General features: G+C 40.0%; 9 protein-coding genes, 1 tRNA gene and 2 pseudogenes. 7 read left to right on the top strand and 5 right to left on the bottom strand.

Annotated elements, in window-relative coordinates; genetic code table 11:
- Window positions 1-206: 206 nt before the first annotated feature.
- Window positions 207-950 (bottom strand): annotated as a pseudogene (locus CXF80_RS11160) (substrate binding domain-containing protein); the annotation flags it as partial.
- Between CXF80_RS11160 and CXF80_RS11155 the strand changes: the two are divergent.
- The 3 genes and pseudogenes from CXF80_RS11155 to CXF80_RS11145 form a co-directional block, all read left to right on the top strand.
- Window positions 926-1,504 (top strand): annotated as a pseudogene (locus CXF80_RS11155) (EmrB/QacA family drug resistance transporter); the annotation flags it as partial. The pseudogenes CXF80_RS11160 and CXF80_RS11155 overlap by 25 nt on opposite strands.
- A gap of 59 nt (window positions 1,505-1,563) precedes the next feature.
- Window positions 1,564-2,022 (top strand): GNAT family N-acetyltransferase, encoded by a 459-nt coding sequence (locus CXF80_RS11150; RefSeq protein ID WP_101032934.1) that lies wholly within the window; start codon window positions 1,564-1,566, stop codon window positions 2,020-2,022.
- A gap of 14 nt (window positions 2,023-2,036) precedes the next feature.
- Entirely contained in the window at window positions 2,037-2,354 is a 318-nt protein-coding gene (locus CXF80_RS11145) for a putative quinol monooxygenase (protein WP_101032933.1), read from the top strand.
- A 170-nt stretch (window positions 2,355-2,524) separates the two neighbouring features.
- Here CXF80_RS11145 and CXF80_RS11140 read toward each other — a convergent pair whose 3' ends face one another.
- Window positions 2,525-3,577, bottom strand: coding sequence for a porin (locus CXF80_RS11140; RefSeq protein ID WP_101034755.1), 1,053 nt, complete (start codon window positions 3,575-3,577; stop codon window positions 2,525-2,527).
- A 605-nt stretch (window positions 3,578-4,182) separates the two neighbouring features.
- Here CXF80_RS11140 and tcdA point away from each other — a divergent pair.
- Window positions 4,183-4,986, top strand: a complete 804-nt coding sequence (gene tcdA, locus CXF80_RS11135) for a tRNA cyclic N6-threonylcarbamoyladenosine(37) synthase TcdA (protein ID WP_198554758.1) — start codon at window positions 4,183-4,185, stop codon at window positions 4,984-4,986.
- 364 nt (window positions 4,987-5,350) lie between these two features.
- Here the strand turns inward: tcdA and CXF80_RS20785 are convergent, their stop codons facing one another.
- Window positions 5,351-5,647, bottom strand: a complete 297-nt coding sequence (locus tag CXF80_RS20785) for a hypothetical protein (protein ID WP_157822218.1) — start codon at window positions 5,645-5,647, stop codon at window positions 5,351-5,353.
- A 526-nt stretch (window positions 5,648-6,173) separates the two neighbouring features.
- Here CXF80_RS20785 and CXF80_RS11130 point away from each other — a divergent pair.
- Window positions 6,174-6,755, top strand: coding sequence for a superinfection exclusion B family protein (locus tag CXF80_RS11130; RefSeq protein ID WP_372491511.1), 582 nt, complete (start codon window positions 6,174-6,176; stop codon window positions 6,753-6,755).
- Window positions 6,756-6,934: 179 nt separating this feature from the next.
- Here CXF80_RS11130 and CXF80_RS11125 read toward each other — a convergent pair whose 3' ends face one another.
- Window positions 6,935-7,066, bottom strand: coding sequence for a DUF3149 domain-containing protein (locus tag CXF80_RS11125; RefSeq protein WP_101032931.1), 132 nt, complete (start codon window positions 7,064-7,066; stop codon window positions 6,935-6,937).
- A 474-nt stretch (window positions 7,067-7,540) separates the two neighbouring features.
- Here CXF80_RS11125 and CXF80_RS11120 point away from each other — a divergent pair.
- Window positions 7,541-7,625: transfer RNA gene (locus tag CXF80_RS11120), tRNA-Leu, on the top strand.
- A gap of 1,123 nt (window positions 7,626-8,748) precedes the next feature.
- Window positions 8,749-9,447: a hypothetical protein gene (locus tag CXF80_RS11115; RefSeq protein ID WP_101032930.1), complete on the top strand. Its 699-nt coding sequence runs from the start codon at window positions 8,749-8,751 to the stop codon at window positions 9,445-9,447.
- A 103-nt stretch (window positions 9,448-9,550) separates the two neighbouring features.
- Here the strand turns inward: CXF80_RS11115 and CXF80_RS11110 are convergent, their stop codons facing one another.
- A complete protein-coding gene (locus tag CXF80_RS11110; protein ID WP_101032929.1) occupies window positions 9,551-13,414 on the bottom strand; it encodes a S8 family serine peptidase in 3,864 nt (1,287 codons plus the stop codon).
- Between the last annotated feature and the right edge of the window lie 286 nt (window positions 13,415-13,700).

Raw genomic sequence — 13,700 nt, 5'->3', positions numbered from 1 at the left:
GAATGTGCCTATTAATCAGTCACCAGATACTCACTTAGCCTTTTAACAATTTACTGAACCAAACTTAACATTGATATTGCAAATAATTGTGTGAAAGAACTTACCTCTATAATCGAAATTAATCACCTAGTAAGTTGATATTAGCACCTAGCCAGTTAAAAATAGCTATATATCCTATAGATTATTTTGTGCTAAAAATGCCATCTTTAATTATGATTGTTTTGCAGGACAAAATCGGGAATTTCAAGTACACCCTCACACCAGCGTTCAAATAAGGCCGCGTATAAAAATTCAACGACAACTCGGTATTTACGCGGCAGATAAACACGCTGTGGGAAGCTGAGTGTGACCTTGGTTTGCATCATCGGGAAATCTTCTAATATCGGGATCAGTTGTTGACTATCGATGGCTTCTTGCGCAATAAAAACCGGCACTGCAGTGATCCCTAAGCCTTCAATTGCCGCTGCGCGGGCAAAGGTGACATTATTAACCTTTAGCTGTGCTGGAGGATCGAGTTCGACCCATTGGTTACCATCAAAAATCCGCCAACTACCATCAATGTGGGCAGACTGTAATTTAATCGCGGTGTGGTTCATTAAATCTTGCGGTTGTCGTGGTGTGCCATGACGCTTGAGATAATTTGGGCTTGCCATTAAGAGTCTACTGGCGGTGACGAGTGCGTAACTTTGCAGCTTAGGGTCATGCTGTTCGGTAATTTGAAAGAGAAAATCGACGCCTTCTTCTATCACATCCACTTTCCGATTAGTGAGTTCTGCATCAATGGTGATACTCGGATAAGTCGCCAGAAACTGCGCAAGAATACGACCTAGATATAATTGACCGAGCTCGATTGGGCAAATCACTTTTAAATTGCCTTTAATCTCTTGCTGGCTGGCGCTGAGGAGATCTTCGGCATTTTGTAAATCTTGCAGAATTTGATCCGCGTTATTTAGCTGCGTTTGGGTTTGCTTTATTTGCGACCAGTTATTATATGAATAGCCATATGACTATTGATTATGCTGGCGATCAGATGATTGCCTCGCAAATAGTGCGAGCTATAGGCCAATCGTTTATTTTGGTACCTATTAGTATTTTGGCGACAATGCACCTTCAAGCACATGAAAATGCCTCAGCATCGACAGTACTTAATGTGATGCGTAACTTAGGTGGGGCGTTTGGTATTGCGTTGGTAGCAACCTTAACCGATAACCTCGCAAGGGTTCATTTGGCGCATATTAAAGAGACGTTACCTGCCGTCAGCGCGCAAGCCTATAACTATATAGCCCATACCAGTTCAATACTGCAAACGGCGGGGTCTGATGTAGTGAGCGCTAATTCATATGCTTTGCTTGCTAAAAACATGTCACAACAAGCGTATATTCAAGCCTATAATGATGTGTTTTTTATTATGGCATGTTTTCTTTTTATCGCCGTATTAGCCGTACTATTTATCCGTAAACCACCAGAAAAAAGCCAGTCAGATGAGCCCAGCGAGGTGCATTAATCATGCTAATATGGCGTGCGAGTATGACGAGAGTAGAGCAGAGATAAATAAGGGTTGTGATGACATTAGAATGGTTAGACCTTGGTTTTTCTGAATTGACGCTTGAACAGCTTTACGGCTTATTACAATTACGAGTCGATGTGTTTGTGGTGGAACAAAATTGCCCTTACCCTGAGTTAGACGGTAAAGATAAACATCCGCACACAAGGCACTTACTGGGGCAAGATGAACTCGGCAATATAGTGGCTTATAGCCGCGTGTTAGCGCCTAGCATCAGTTATCCTCAGGCCAGTATCGGCCGTGTTGCTGTCGCTAAATCGGCACGAGGCCATGGCGCAGCTAATCAATTAATGCAAGCTGCTATTGCCATTGCAAAACAACATTGGCCCAATGACAATATCCAGATTGGGGCGCAAGATTATTTACGTCATTTTTATCAACAACATGGTTTTGTTGTGAATTCAGATGTGTACCTTGAAGACGGCATTGAGCATCTTGATATGTTATTAATTTATTAATGTAAGGAAAAATAATGTCAGATTACGCAATTAACACCCAGCAAATTGTTTGTGTGGCCCAATTTGTGGCTAAAGCGGGCAAACGTGACGCCTTAGTGGCGGCATTGGCGAGTTTAGTGCCTGATACTCGACGTGAGGTAGGCTGTATTCGTTATGAATTAAATGTCAGTATTGATGACGACAATAAAGTCGCCTTTGTTGAAAAGTTTGTTGATCGTGCAGCATTTGATCAACATTGCGCCAAAGAGGCTATTCAACATTATTTTCACCATGTAATGCCAGAACTGGTTGAGTCACATCATGTTGAAGTGTTTAATCAAGTGATCGCTTAACCGGACTCTTTAACTGCGCAGTTTATTATCCCCGTTTAACATCGACAATCAGTTGAGATTGCCAAAACGGTATTGCAAACACCAATATTGCATACACAAAAATGCCAGTCTTCACAGACTGGCATTTTTTAACTCATTTAGGTGTTAAGCCGAAGCTAGTACCAGAATGATTAGAAGTCGTAACGTACGCCAACAGTAAAGATGTTGTCATCTTCTAAATCAATTTTTGCTAAGGCAACTTTATGATCGCCTTCATACATTGCATAGTGACCATAAAGCAAAGTTGACTTAGATACACGATAATCTGCACCCACAGTTATTTGGGTTACATTAATGTCAGTGCCAGTAACCGATCCAGCATTAGAAACGCTGTTTTTGAAGTATTTACCATAACCTGCATCGTCTTGACCGTATTCAGCTTTTAGATTTACGCCGTTTAGGTTGTAAGATACATTAACTAAGAATGAATCGCCTTCTTGGTCATTTGTTTGGCTTTCTGTATTTTGAAATAAACCACCAACTTTAAAGTCGCCTAATTTAACTTGGGCCACACCACGGTAAGAATCAGTTCCGTTAATCGTGTTATACCCAGCAGCTAAGTAGAAATGGTGTGCTTTGAATTTCTTATCACCAACAGTAGCACTCAATGCATACTGGTCATCATAAGAATCTTTACCGGCGTCATCGGTGTAGTTGTCTTCCATTAAATAGGTTGCATTTAATGTGACTAAACCACCGATCATTGGAGAATAATACCAAATAGCATCGGCGACACGATCTTGATCGTCAATCATGCGATCAATATCGGCATTTGTGTTACCAAATGCATCGAAACCACCTTCAATCTGTTTGAATACGGTGTCGTTACGGCCGACTAACACTGTACCAGCATTAGTTTTAAGACCTAAATAGGTATTACGCGCTTTAAATACAACATTATCACCACTCTTGTCTTTAGTTTGAGTCGTGTTTTCAACTTGGAATTCCATTTTGTATAACAATTCAATATCGTTATTGATGCGCTCACTACCTTTAACACCTAAGTTAGAAAAGTTGCTTTCTAATACAGTGCCTTCTTTAGTGTTTTGAGTTGTCGCGCCTTGATCAGAGTTGCTCACAGCCAAATCTAAACGACCATAGAAACTTGGGCCTTCAGCAAGTGTAGCGAAAGAAACTAATGTAAGTACAGATGCTACCGATGCAGAGATTAAAGTCTTTTTCATCATTCATGCTCCCTAGAACGTTATGTTCTATATCCATTTTTCATGGTTTTAGTTAGTGAAGTTTGTTGCAGATTATACTCTGTAACAATCTGGGGCACATTTTTTCAGATTTACTCCTTTCAAAGTGTGGCCTGGATCAAAAAACTGGCACCAGATGAAAATAGGTATGTAAATCTGTGATGACCACGGGCATTGGTATATGTAAGTCACTGAATTGTTTTAATCTAGATCTTTAAGAGATTTTCTATTGGGTTATAAACAGGCTGTCGCTCAACCGCAAAGGTTGCGAGAGTGTAATTTTTTGGCGTATTAATTTACATATTATGAATATTTAATCATAAATTTTACATATTGATTTTAATCGGATCATTAATTGAACGGGTTTAAAACTTTTTTTGATAAATGATTTTTACTTGGAGATTTTAGTTAATCATTTTTTATCATCAATATCGATTATTCAAAAATGTGACTATTTGGTGTTCTTCATGGAGCCCAAACTGACAATAACAAGATTAATATTGAGCTAATCGTGACAAGCATTTAGCTTTGAGGATAAATCGTATAAAATTGGCCGCGAAAAATAGTTGTTAATTAGGGCGTAACTCATGTTGTCAGAATCTTATACTCATCGTTTTGCGGGTGTCGGCCGTTTATATGGCCAAGCAGCACTGACGACTTTTTCGAAAGCTCATGTAGTCGTTGTGGGTATCGGTGGTGTCGGAACCTGGGTCGCAGAAGCGTTAGCAAGAAGTGGTATAGGACAGATCACCCTCATTGATTTAGATGATATTTGTGTCACTAATACCAACCGTCAAATACACGCATTAACCTCGACTATTGGCCAGTCAAAGGTTGAGGTTATGGCAAAGCGCATTCGTGAAATTAACCCAGAGTGTGTGGTTAATGAAGTAGAAGACTTTATTAGTTTAGAAAATCTCGCTGAGTATTTTAAGCCCGCCTCACAAGAGGGCAATATTGATTATGTGGTTGACTGTATTGATGCCGTCAAACCCAAAGCAGGTTTAATTGCTTGGTGTAAGCGCAATAAAATACCTTTAGTGACCATCGGTGGGGCGGGTGGACAAACGGATCCGACGCTCATACAAGTGACCGATCTCGCTAAGACAGTACAAGACCCTTTATTGGCCAAAGTGCGTAATTTGTTACGCCGAGATTATAATTTTACTAAAAACCTCCAACGTCGTTTTGCTGTTGATGCGGTATTTTCGAGCCAACATTTAGTCTATCCCCAAGCTGATGGTACGGTTTGCAATACTAAGGCAAATGCCGAAGGCAGTATGCGAATGGACTGCGCTTCTGGTTTTGGCGCCATAACCATGGTAACGGGAACGTTTGCCTTTGTTGCTGTTAGTCGTGTGCTGACTAAATTAGCCGCTAAGTCCGCTTAATATGCTTATTAAACCTTTAAGGCTTCTATTTCAGTTTCTACCAATATCAGTAGGTCGCTAACCACCAACATTAGTCCGCCAAGCGGCAGTGAAGATGTGTTCAAAAATATCTTTGGCGATATCATTGGCAATGACGGCGCTATTACGTTTAAATTTTCAGATGAATACTATCGGGTTCAGTCAGCACATTAATGTGAGTTTTCGCGTGCGCAGCATGTTTAACAGCACGAGAATACACATTGATATAAGGTTACTGATCGCTTGGGTGAGCAAACGGGTATAACGGTAACCCCTGATCAACATTTATGGTTACTTCGACATATAGTGGTAGAAATATCACTATCGTTTAGGCCAAATTAGGGCGTCAGTAATGGCAGATATTGAATGACGAAGAGTAGAATAACGAAGAGTAGAATAACGAAGAGTAGAATAACGAAGAGTAGAATAACGAAGAGTAGAATAACGAAGAGTAAAAAGAGTGTTTGCGTGCTTTATTCTCCAAATGATCGTAAATGACATTGAGATCGGCTTGTTCGATGAGCGTTGCAACAGGAATATTTTCATTATTGGTATAAATTGAGGGCAATGGCCTCTCGATGATGGCCGTTTTCTTATATTCATCAAAGTGCCATTCTTGATTACTATCATCACGGATAGACATGTAGGTTATGTGTGCTTATTGGCTTAATCTATGGCGTTGGGTGTTGATAAAAACGTTCATCAATGACATATATACCGACTGCTAGCAGGTCTATATGTACTACTTCTATATCCAAAACTCCCGGTCCATTCCGCCTAGGTCACTTTACTCATCACTCCCGAGCTAATAAGCCGTTGTCACCATAGTCATAAAACAACTCAATATACGATAGAAAGCGTTAATTTTCGAGTCATAGAGCTTTGTCTTCATTATCGTATAACGATCAGTCTATTTTCTTCAATATGAAAAATTATGGAGATGATTTACCTGCCAAAATACTGATTTTACAGTGAATTTCGATGGTGTTAATTTCAATGGGATACTTTTACTCAAAGCGTAGTCGGATAGGCCAAATCTAGTGTGGAAAACATACATAAATACCAGGCTACCTACTAATTTATGGCATATATTTTGCTTTAACTCTATAAGTTCAAAAATATGACACTGCGGGTGATCACTGATGAAAATGAAAACAGGAACAATTAAGATGTTGAACAGTAAACGTTTGTTCGTAAGTGTAATGTCTTGGATTATCGTAACCTGCACCAGCTTACTGTTTGCGCCTAAATATTTATTGGCGAGTTTATCGTTAGACAAACTCGTTAGCGAATATGGTCAGTTTATTGGCTTAGGCTTAATTATTGGTGTGGCCTATTTTTTAAGCCAAATTTTTGCCTTTGTTGTCGATGAGTCCATCGTATATTTACGTCAAAAACGTACAGTAGAGACTATTGAAGTAAAAGTAAAACTACTTGATCCTGCAGAAAGAGCCTTGCTACGTGAATTTTTTTTACAAGGGCAGACTATTTTAACCTTGCCGCAAAATGAGTTGGCGGTTAAAAATTTAGTTAACACTAGCATACTCGAAATGCTAGGCAATGAACGTCACTATGCTATACAAGGCCCAACGGCGGAATACAAAATTTCTATGCAAGCACGTAATTATTTAAATCGTGATGTATTACGTTTACCTGCTGGTGAGCCGAGTGCAGATGAAATGAATTATCTGATCAAAACGCGACCACATTTTATTAATGGCTTGGTTCAATCGCGCAAGCATGCAGCCTAATATCGTGGTTAGTTGCGGTTAGAAGTCGGTTTGAGTGGATAAAAAAATGGGGGCCTATAAAGCCCCCAATCTGGCATAAAAACACTTCATGTGTTTTGTCGCCAATTTATCATTCGCAAGGAAGTATCCATAATGATTATGAATAATAAGCAGTAAAAAAACTTAGCCTAGTAAGCGACTCACTTAGTCGGTGCAGACTTCACAACAAACATCCACATTAGATAAGACATTATTCCGAAGGTACAGAAAATCACCATCATAGAAAGTAATCCTATAGCGTTACCAAACATTAAATCTAACCAAAATGCCATGATATTTATCCTCGGAATGTGAAATCATGATCATCATAAAGTCAAAATTACACCGCAATACTGATCTTGATCAATTTTTAGTCGTCGTGATGTTATTTTTTTGTAAAATTGCTTCTTAACTCACAAAACACCTCTATTTCATCTCAGTTAGGACTATGAATGACTTTTGAGCAGTTGAGTGTTTTTTATAGAAAAGAATAGGTAAAGGGCTTGCGATTATTAAATGCAAAGGTATAATCGCCAACACTTAATTGTGACAAACTTTGTTGATACGTGGTTTGAGTTGCACAGTAACTCAGTAGCAGCCTAAAGACATGGCTATAATCAGATAAATATAATCGCATTGAGTATCGATATTTGAGTAAGTATAATACTTGAGTGTTGGTCATAAAGAGTCAATTCACTAAAATTGTTTTGCAAAGATATTTGGACTAATCAGATTACTTTGCAAAGCTAAAATAGCTTAAAATCTTTGCCTGAGTGATGAAATTGGTATACATGGGGGATTCAAAATCCCCTGCTTCGCGGCGTGTCGGTTCGAGTCCGACCTCAGGTACCATTATTTAAAAAGCCCCGTTCTTAATTGAACGGGGCTTTTTAATGCTCTTAATTTATTGATTTTATGACTAATATCCTTGTAAACACTATTTTCTTCTACCATTGACGCTAACAGATGATGGGGTTACGTTAAGCTATAAATACCAAGGTAAACGGCCAAGTGTTGCGCGTAATAGTCTCAGTAGTTTGTTTAGTTATGATGTAAATGGTAATCGCTTTAAGTAAATTAAAAAACAACATGATACGGTGGCTCTACATTACTATGTCGGTCGTTTTGAGCTTGAAGTGACGCTTGGTAGGATCGTTGAAAAAACCTATATTGGTAACTAGACTATTAACATGCAAGCCTATGTGGGCTGTTTGGGAAGTCAATTACTGTTTTAGCATGAGTTACGTAACCACTTGGCCAGTGTCGATACCTTAATAGATGCCATAATGGGGGGCGGTATTGCAGCCTCGTGACTATAATGTATTTGGCCAACCTGCGTAAATCGTTCCTGGTAATGCGTTTCTATCAAGTACAAGCTGGCGGCAGGGTGTGACCAAGGCGTATACCAAGCATCAGTATTTGAATGAGCAAGAGTCGATCCACATCAATGGCCCAATATACCATGTTAACGTCAGTCGTTTTTTACATGTTGCTCCCTTTGTGCCGCACCCAAAGCACCGTCAGAGTACGAACCCATATGGGTGTATCTTGAAAACTCCTTTGAGCCGACCCTAAAGAGTATGCGTCTTTATGCCGTAGGGATGATGCCCGCGGTTGTATTGCTGATAAAGTTAACAATGTCGCGAGTGACTGATTATAAGACGCGACATTAATGGTAAATCATCACAGGTGAATTCTGTTCTTTGTAATTCAATTTACATGCTAAATATAAATGACCTAGAAATGATTTGTTGTATTTATGCGCTAAATTAAGGTCATATAAACAAAGTTTAATATAATTATGGATATTTTATATTTTAAATAAACCCTTTTTTATCAGCACCTTATATGTTTTTAGGTATTGTGTGATCTGATGTGCGTTGTTTTCCCCCTCATACAGTCTTGCGATCGTACATGCGGGGCTTTAGTTTGTCCTATGTGCGTCACTTTTTGACGCTGATAAGAAGGAGTTTCCATGCCAGCACAATTTAATGTTCAAATTGGTTCTTTTCGTAAAATCAATAAGATCCCTAATGCCTGGTCAAATGAAGAATACCTTCAATTGATGGCTATTATGGGCTTAAATGATGATTTAGAAGGAATGGAGGCTACTGAACTTAGAGAAATGTGCATGATGTCTCTAAATGATTTAGAGCCAAATGAAGCCGCTAAAATCGTCTTGACTCATTTATTCAGTGAATTGCCTGAAGGTAAAATTGATCAGTTAAGTAATGACATGATGGGTGACAGAATGTGGGAAGAATATTCTGACTGCTTGCTTCATGAAGGTTTTTTTAGTGCTTATTCATTATTGAGAGAAGCATTTAATGGTGTATTTGCCGAGCCTTCTGGTGTTGAGTTTATGGTTAATGTTACTGCAACAGATGCCGAAGATTTGAATATTTTTGATGAGTCATTGCATGCTGCTATGGTCCGCCTTCTGGCATCCGGATTATCTCCCGATGCGTTATTACATCGATTATATGAAGATCAAATCACGGGTACCCATTTCCCAGAAGCTCCTGGGATATTGTGGCAATTAGAATCAGTATCAAGTGAAGACTTATCCCGTCAGTTTAAGATGATCAGCTCAGATTTTTGGTTTGGTAAATTTGCGAATGTAGAGCAGTTTGAAGCCTCAGCTCATGCTGATGAATCGGATGAAAATGAATAACTAACCTTATAAAGTCTATTGCTTTAGCCAATAAAAAAACCAGCTGTTAACAGCTGGTTTTTTTTACATCATTTTGGCAAGGCCAAATTAATGATTACTATTATTAGTGCTTACGACGACGTAATGCAGCTAATGGTAGTAATAATGCCGTTAACCAACCCATAGAACCACCAGAAGATTGCTCTACTTCCTCGTTGATATTAATGGTTGCTGTACCCGGTGCACTTGTCATTTCACCGTCTGATGCGGTTACGGTAAACGTGAAGGTGTCATCACCAACTGGAGCAGTAAACAGAATTGATGGACCACCGTTGGTAAAGCTAACACTCTTACCACCAGTTTGAACCCAATTATAAGTTAAAGCATCACCATCGATGTCTTTACCATTTGCTTTTGCTGTTACTACGAATCCACCAGCGCTATTCATTCCTGAAGGCGCAACCGTTGGAGCATCATTAACGTTATTTACCGTAATAACAACTTGTGTAGGCGTGCTCAAATTCCCTTCTTCATCAGTTGATGTATAAGAGAATGTATCCGTGCCAGTAAAGTCTGCTGTTGGTGTATAAGTGAATGCACCATCTGCTGCTAAGGTGAGTTCACCATTAGTCACTTCATCAACAAGAACAACAGTGTCTAATTGTCCAACAGGAGACACATCGATTAAGCGTTGAGCCTTAGCTGTCATGCCATCACCGGTTACTTGAGTACGAGCGACCTTTTGGTCTGGCTTAGTATCATTATCTAATACATTACCTTCCATAGAAGTATCTTCATCAAGTGAAGGGGCGTCAGCTTGGCCGAAGCTAAACTCAGTAACCATTGCTTTATAAGCAAGCTCAACACTACCTGCAGTGGTTGATCTTACTTCAACCCAGTCATCATTGGTAACAGATGTGCCTACACCGTTAAAGTAATGAGTTGTACCTATGCTACCACTGATGTTTTCAGCGCCAATGGTTACGTTAGCTGGCATACCAGGAATATCGAAGTAGTTAAACGTGACTTCTTCAGTTTCGCCCGTTTTTAACCACACGCTGAAGCTGTATTTATCTCCAGAAGCATCGTTCCAAAGTTGCGCATCATTCCATTCAACAACTAAGAATGAAGCTGTTCCAGTGCTCACGACACCAAGAGATATTGCTCCACCACCAGTATCGCCAACTGTACCATCACTTAAATCAAAATCTGACCAGAATGGTGCAAGGATATTATTTGGATTTGAGCTATCAGGTAGTTCTTTATTAGCATAAGTGCCTGCTGTTGAACTATTACCAGGAATGACTATGCCGTTATCCGAAATAGTAATTGCGGTATAAGTTTGTCCATTGTATTTAAATGCCGGTACGTTAAATACAAATGAAGTTTCATCACAACCGTCTAAACAAGCAGGTGTTTGACTTAAGCCAAGAGCGGTAATATTAGGATATGTACCTGTGCCACTAGTCGTGACCATTTCAGGTAAGTCCATTGAACCAACCCAAGTGACTACGCCAGTTTTTTCATCAACAGATAGACCATTTTGCGAGGCGCCGTTCAGGACCACAGATACATCATCTTTTGATGTAAGCTTAGTGCCTTTAGGAGTCGTAGCCGTCAGAGTTACCGTGTTTTCAAACATAGTGTTATTCACAACAGATTTTATTGTGAAAGGATCAGCAACAGAAATATCAGTGTCAGTTGTAAACGCTGAGATTAATGATGAATCACTTGACTCTTTAGCGAGTACCGCCAATGGAAGATGAGCATTCTGCTTACCTTCAGTGCTAGAGATCATGACATTACCGAATATCCACTCACCATATTCACTGAATGTTGAATCAACAGTGACGGTGAAGGTTGCAGATGCACCGGCTTCAAGTTCAAGCGTTGTTGGTGAAATCATTAGGCCTGCAGCATCAGAACTTGCAGAAAGTGCCCAAGATGATTTTTCATCACTTTTATTGTAAACCGTACGAGTAAATGTACAGATACCTACACACGAGTCAGCAGCGATAGAAGGCTTATCAAACGTTAATACTGCTTTTGCTGCTGCATCGAGATCCATACGACCTGCACCCATGGCAAAAGGTGTTGCCGGTGTAGATGCGTCGTCATCTAAAATCCCATCTATTTTAGATGTTGATGTCAGCGCTGTTTTAATATCAATTGCTGACCATGTAGGATGTAGTTGACTTAAAAGTGCAGCAGCACCTGCAACATGTGGGCTAGCCATACTCGTACCAGTAATCATATTAAAGTCTTCTCCACCGTCATCAGGTGAGAAAGCCGATAAAATGTTAGTTCCTGGAGCCGCTAGATCAGGCTTAAGAATGTTCTCATTGCCATTTGGACCACGAGAGCTAGACTGATTGATTGTATCGGCAAGACCACTAACCATAATACGCTTAATTTCAGCGCCAATAGTACCTTGAGTCGCACTGTCTCCCATTGAATCTAGAATCGCCATGCCGTCATCTTGGGAAATCATAACTGATGGGAAGGTAATACCCGGTACTGACATTGGGATAGGTGCACCAGTACGGTTGTTATAAACAACAACGGCAGTTGCGCCAGCAGCTTCAGCGTTAGTCACTTTGTCACTAAAGTTACAAATGCCACGTGAAATCAGTGCAATACCATCTTTAAATGAGTCTGCAGCAAATACATCACAACCTTCAGCGTTTTCAGCATCAATATTAAATGCAGCAATAACTGGTCCAGAGATGTCCATATCAATGATGGTATCTGATCCAGGAATCGCTAATAAATCATCACCACCAGTATTAAAGCTGTTAGCAAAGTAACGGCCTGTCGTGCTGTTAGCAACTGTAATACCTGACTCAATACAACCAGGGCAACCTACCGTTTTAGGGGCGCTACCATCATTGCCAGCGGCACTTACAACCACAACACCTGCAGCTTCTGCAGCTTCAAACATTGTTTTGTATGGGCTACTTGAAGGATCTGCGCCAGCGCCACCACCCCATGAATTGTTAATAACATCAGCGCCATCATTAACGGCATGTTCTAATGCTTCCATCAGCATGATGTTAGAACCACTGCCACCACTACAGTCTTCTGTAGAATAAAGTGCTTTGTATGCCATTAAATACGCGGCTGGAGCGACGCCCGATAATGTAACGTCAATGCCTTTAAATGTTGTTTCTACTTTATTACCAACAGCAGTACCTGCAACGTGAGTTCCGTGACCACCAAACCCTAATGGGCTCATGTATTCATCTGCACATACAGGGAATGTAGGCTGTGACCAACGTGCAACAATGAGTTTATCGTTACAAAATGAACTATCCACAGTTGAGCAGTAGTCATCAGTTGGCATCATAGCTGTAGGAGCGGCAAAACCTTCTCCTGAGAACATTGGGTTTTCAGGACGAATACCACCATCAATAATGGCAACACGAATACCTTTACCAGCATTTTCCATGCCCTCAACAGCATTCCACATCGCTTCGCTGTTAATTATTTCATGTGAAGCATCCATGTTAGTGCTGTACATAGCTTCAGGATAGACAGATATAACCCCTGGAATAGCCATAATCTGTTCAACGGTTAATCCTTGACCAACAATAGTTACACCGTTAAATAATGTCTTAAATTGACGCTCAACTTTAGCATTTGAAGCAACCTTTGAAAGGGCTTTTGTAAATGCAGCTTGTTCGGCCTTCAGATGAGATGCATAGCTTTTAACTGGAGCTGATTGAATGTCTAGTTTGCTGTTTTTGTCTTTAACCGCTGTTGAGACTAAAGTGGAAATTCCACCTTGATATTTTGCAATTGCAGGCGACGCTAATTCGACAATATAACGTTGAGGAGCTACGACGCTGTTATATTTGACCACTGGTTTGTTGTTTTTTTCAGCTGACAGAAGTTCAATGCCTGCTTGGTTAGAGCTATATTGTGTATTCGCATAAGTAGCACTTGATATCAGTGCAGCTGAAATGGCTAGGGCTAATTTTGTCTTCACAACTTCTTCCTTGTTTTTAGACATCACTCAATGTGGGGGGTGGGGTATCGCTGTAACACGATGAATATTCAGTGATGATGTTTAGATTATTTTCGCTTTTGTGTTGCACTCTGTGGCGCATCGGAAGTATTTGTAGCACAAAAAAATAACAAAAGTAATACCAAAACCCAATAATGCAGTAAATAGTTGTTAACATATGTGTGTAAATTTGTGATGTAGGTCTGATACTGATTTGTGAGGTTTGACAATTATTGGAGGGGGTGTGGTGCTGGAGGACAGTAAAGCC

Origin of the sequence: Shewanella sp. Actino-trap-3, from assembly GCF_002836275.1 — a bacterium.
Classification (GTDB): domain Bacteria; phylum Pseudomonadota; class Gammaproteobacteria; order Enterobacterales; family Shewanellaceae; genus Shewanella; species Shewanella psychromarinicola.
The sequence above is the reverse complement of the archived record's forward strand: the minus strand, read 5'-3'. Positions and strand labels throughout refer to the sequence as shown.